We start from the raw sequence: 3,733 nt of genomic DNA, 5'->3' as shown, positions 1-3,733 counted from the left end.
CGACGAGGACCCCGTCGTGTCGGACGCGGCCCCGCCGCGTGCCCGGCGCCGCGCCACGCGCAAGGCGACCGCCCCGGCGGGCGCGCCTGCCGCCGCGGAGGAGTCCGCCGAGGTGACGGTGCCCGAGCCCGCCCCCGTGACCGCTGCCGCTGACGAGGAGCCCGCCGTGTCGGACGCGGCCCCGCCGCGTGCCCGGCGCCGCGCGACCCGCAAGGCGGCGGCTCCGGCTGTAGCGCCCGAGGTGACGGCGGAGCCCGCAGCGCCGGCTCCCGCGACCGCTGCCGCCGATGAAGAGCCCGTCGTGTCGGACGCGGCCCCGCCGCGTGCCCGGCGCCGCGCCACGCGCAAGGAGGCGGCCCCGGCCGCCGCTCCCGAGGTCACCGAGGAGCCCGCAGCAAGCGCCGGGCCCGCCGCCTCGGACGAGGCCCCGGCCCGTGCCCGCCGCCGTGCGGCACGCGATGCCGCGGCGCCCGATGCCCCTGCCGAGGAGGCCGCGTCCGCAGGGCGGGGCGCCCGGCGGACGCGGAAGAAGGCGGCGCCTGCCGCGACCTTCTCCGCGCCCAGCGGCGACGGTTCGCGACGCTTGAAGCCGGGCGCGCTGGCGCCCCAGCAGGACACCGCGGGCGGCGCGGCCCCGGCCGAGCCGGCGACCGCGTACACCGGCAAGGCGCTGCGTGACGGCGACGGCTGGGCCGTCGAGGTCGACGACGCCTACGAGATCCGCGGCTACGGCGCGACGCCCGAGGACGCCGCCGCGCAGGCCGTGATCGCGCTGGCCGACGCCTTCGGCATCCCGGCGCAGACCGTGACGCTCGACGTACGCACCGAGGAAGCGCCCTCGCGCGGCCGGCGCCGGGCGGCGCAGCCGCCGACCGCGGTCTTCCAGCCGCCGGTCTTCGTCGCGCCCACCGCCGCACCCGCCCCGGTCGAGGAGGCCGAGGCCGAGCCGGAGCCCGAGGCGGACGAGCACGAGGGCGGCGGCCCGCGCCGTCGCCGCCGCCGCAGGGGCGGCGCCGCGGCCGAGGCCGAGCCCGAGACCACGCAGAGCCCCGCGGCCCCCGAGGTCGCGGAGAGCGCCGACACCGACGCCGACGACAGCGACGAGGACAGCGACAGCGACACCGACGGCGAGGACCGCCCCTCGTCCCGCCGCCGCCGTCGCGGTGGGCGGCGCCGCCGCCGCGGCGAGTCCGCCGAGCACGACGACGCCGCCTCCGGCGAGGACGAGGACGACGAGGAGCCGCAGGAGGGCGACGAGGCCGAGTCCGCGGACGAGCACGACGACCACGCGCAGGGCGGGTCCGGCAGCACCAGCAGCCGCCGGCGCCGCCGCCGTCGCCGCCGCGGTGGCGACACCGGCGCGGACGACTCGCACGGCAACGACGTGGACGACCCGGAGCGTACGGTCGTCAAGGTCCGCGAGCCGCGGCAGGCCCCAGAACCGCTGGGCACCGGCGCCGACCAGGTGCAGTCCATCAAGGGCTCCACCCGCCTGGAGGCCAAGAAGCAGCGCCGCCGCGAAGGCCGCGAGCAGGGCCGCCGCCGGGTGCCGATCATCACAGAGGCCGAATTCCTGGCCCGCCGCGAGGCGGTCGAGCGCGTCATGGTGGTGCGGCAGAACGGCGAGCGCACCCAGATCGGCGTGCTGGAGGACAACGTCCTCGTCGAGCACTACGTCAACAAGGAGCAGGCCACCAGCTACGTCGGCAACGTCTACCTGGGCAAGGTCCAGAACGTGCTGCCGTCGATGGAGGCCGCCTTCGTGGACATCGGCAAGGGCCGCAACGCGGTGCTCTACGCCGGTGAGGTCAACTTCGAGGCGCTAGGCCTGTCCGGCGGCCCGCGCCGGATCGAGTCCGCGCTCAAGTCCGGCCAGCCGGTGCTGGTCCAGGTCACCAAGGACCCGATCGGCCACAAGGGCGCCCGGCTCACCAGCCAGGTCTCCCTGCCGGGCCGCTACCTGGTCTACGTGCCCGAGGGCTCGATGACCGGCATCAGCCGCAAGCTGCCCGACACCGAGCGGGCCCGGCTCAAGACGATCCTCAAGAAGATCGTCCCCGAGGACGCCGGCGTCATCGTCCGCACCGCCGCGGAAGGCGCGAGCGAGGACGAGCTGCGCCGCGACGTCGAACGCCTCCAGGCGCAGTGGGACGACATCCAGCGCAAGGCGAAGAACGGCGGCGGCTCCAACGCGCCGACGCTCCTCTACGGCGAGCCGGACATGACCGTCCGGGTGGTCAGGGACATCTTCAACGAGGACTTCTCGAAGGTCATCGTCAGCGGCGACGAGGCGTGGGGCACCATCCACGACTACGTCACCCATGTCGCGCCCGACCTGGCCGACCGGTTGTCCCGCTGGACGTCGGAGGTGGACGTCTTCGCGACGTACCGCATCGACGAGCAGCTGCTCAAGGCGCTGGACCGCAAGGTGTGGCTGCCGTCCGGCGGTTCGCTGGTGATCGACAAGACCGAGGCGATGGTCGTGGTCGACGTCAACACCGGCAAGTTCACCGGGCAGGGCGGCAACCTGGAGGAGACCGTCACCCGCAACAACCTGGAGGCGGCCGAGGAGATCGTCCGCCAGCTGCGGCTGCGGGACCTCGGCGGCATCGTGGTGGTCGACTTCATCGACATGGTCCTGGAGTCCAACCGGGACCTGGTCATGCGGCGGCTGCTGGAATGCCTGGGCCGGGACCGCACCAAGCACCAGGTGGCCGAGGTCACCTCGCTCGGCCTGGTCCAGATGACCCGCAAGCGGGTCGGACAGGGCCTGCTGGAGTCCTTCTCCGAGACCTGCGTCCACTGCAACGGGCGGGGTGTCATCGTCCACATGGACCAGGCGACCACCACCGGCGGGGGCGGCGGCAAGCGCAAGCGGCGCGGCGGCAAGGCCGGCAGCGGCGCCGAGGGCCACGAGCACGAGCACGCCACCGGGGCGGAGATCGAGGCCGAGACCGACGAGGCCGATGAGCTGCCCGAGCTCGAACCGATCGAGGTCGGCGAGTCCGACCTGGTCCCCGCGGTCGGCGACCCCGAGGAGGAGTGGTTCGGCAGCGCCGCGGAGGCGGAGGCCGCCGCGAACCCGTCCCGTGGCCGCAGCCGGCGGCGGGGCGCGCGCAAGGCGACCGCACCGGCCGGAGCGCCCGCCGCCGCGGCGGGCGAGGCCGAGCAGGCCTTCGTCGTCGTCCCGGTGAGCGAACCGGACATCGAGCCGGTCGACGCGCTGCCCGAACCCGAGGTCTCCACGGAGCCGCCGGCCCGTACGCGGCGGCGCGCCACCCGCAAGGCCACGGCTCCCGCGGGTTCGCCCGCGACGGGTGAGGACACGGCCGTCGTGGTCGTCGCGGCGGAGGCGCCGGCCGCTCCGGCCGACGCGCTGCCCGAACCCGAGGTCTCCACGGAGCCGCCGGCCCGTACGCGCCGGCGCGCCACCCGCAAGGTGGCCGCACCTGCGGGTTCGCCCGCGGCGGGCGAGGACATCGTGGTGGCCGCGGCCCCCGCGGTCCCCTCCGGGCCGGAGCCCGTGCCCTCTGCCGAGGAGGAGCAGACCGAGCCGAAGAAGCGGGCGGCGGCCCGCAAGGCGCCCGCCAAGAAGGTCGCCGCCAAGAAGACGGCGAAGAAGGCTGCCGCCAAGAAGACGACGGCGAAGAAGGCTGCGGTCAAGAAGGCCCCGGCGAAGAAGGCTTCGAGCCCCGCGGAGTAGTCACCTCCGCCCCGTGCGCGCCCCCTGGCC

At 75.7% G+C, this 3,733-nt stretch carries 1 protein-coding gene; it reads left to right on the top strand.

Going from position 1 to position 3,733, the window contains the following annotated elements:
• Positions 1 to 16: 16 nt before the first annotated feature.
• Entirely contained in the window at positions 17 to 3,703 is a 3,687-nt protein-coding gene (locus V7E46_RS32850) for an Rne/Rng family ribonuclease (protein ID WP_333771822.1), read from the top strand.
• Positions 3,704 to 3,733 lie beyond the last annotated feature (30 nt).

It is taken from the genome of Streptomyces sp. IBSBF 2435 (assembly GCF_036815005.1).
Taxonomy (GTDB): Bacteria; Actinomycetota; Actinomycetes; order Streptomycetales; family Streptomycetaceae; genus Actinacidiphila.
The sequence above is the reverse complement of the archived record's forward strand: the minus strand, read 5'-3'. Positions and strand labels throughout refer to the sequence as shown.